Below are 1,061 nucleotides of genomic sequence, written 5' to 3' on the forward strand. Positions count from 1 at the left end.
CGTGGACGCGACCGCGAACAGCACCAGGAGCAAACCCCAGCCGCCGACGATGGTGCCCATATTGAACAGCGTCTCCTCGCTGTCCGCGTCGACCCCGGCACCGGTCCCCGTGTCCAGCATGGAAGCGAACGTCATGATCATGGTGGCGCCCAGGAACAACGCCACGAAACTCGCGGCGAAGGCGCCGGTACGGTACCGCAATGAGCGCAGAGCCAGATTCAGCATGGTCACGCACCTGCCTTCGTAGCCGCGCCCGCGACCTCGTCTGCAAGGTGGGTCAAGCGCTCCGCGACCGCCTCGGCCGTCGGGCTGGCCATCTGGCCGACGATCCGGCCGTCGGCCAGGAAGATGACCGCGTCGGCGTAGGCGGCGGCGACCGGGTCGTGCGTGACCATAACGACGGTCTGTCGATACGTCCGCACTGCATCGGCCAGCAGGGTCAGGACGTCGCGGGCGCTCTTCGTGTCCAGGGCGCCCGTCGGTTCGTCGGCGAGGATCACGCTTGGGCCGGTTACCAGGGCGCGGGCGATCGCCACCCGCTGTGCCTGGCCGCCGGACAACTCGGCCGGCCGGTGGCCCAGCCGGTCACCCAGACCGACCAGGTCGAGGATGGCTGCGGCGGTGTCGCGGTCGGTTTTCCGCCCCGCCAGCTTCAGCGGCAGGGTGACGTTCTGCAGGACCGTCAAGGTCGGCAGTAGGTTGAACTGTTGGAAGACGAATCCGATGTGCTTGCGGCGGAACTTCGTCAGGGTCGCCTCGCTGCCTCCGGTCATCTCGGTGCCGTCGACGAACACCGTTCCCGAGGTGGGCTGGTCGAGGCCGGCGGCGCACTGCAGGAAGGTGCTCTTGCCCGACCCGGACGGTCCCATGACAGCGGTGAACGTCCCCGCAGGCAGCGTGAGCGAGACGTCGTCGAGTGCGGTCACCGAGTTGCCGGCCCCGCCGTAGACCTTGCGTACGGATGCCAGGCGCAGAGCTTCCCCGGGCGGTTTGGGATGTGGGTTCTTCGGTGTCGTGTTCGGTGTGGTGTCCATGTCGACCAGCATCCGGGCGGGCGCTGA

At 68.2% G+C, this 1,061-nt stretch carries 1 protein-coding gene and 1 pseudogene; both read right to left on the reverse strand.

The annotated features are described in order from the left end of the window. A pseudogene (locus ELR45_RS36350) lies at nucleotides 1-225 on the reverse strand (ABC transporter permease); the annotation flags it as partial. Nucleotides 226-227: 2 nt separating this feature from the next. After that, the coding region (locus tag ELR45_RS34320) for an ABC transporter ATP-binding protein (protein WP_240759046.1) at nucleotides 228-1,061 on the reverse strand (834 nt) is incomplete at its 5' end.

The organism is Phytoactinopolyspora endophytica, assembly GCF_004138495.1.
Lineage (GTDB): Bacteria > Actinomycetota > Actinomycetes > Jiangellales > Jiangellaceae > Phytoactinopolyspora > Phytoactinopolyspora endophytica.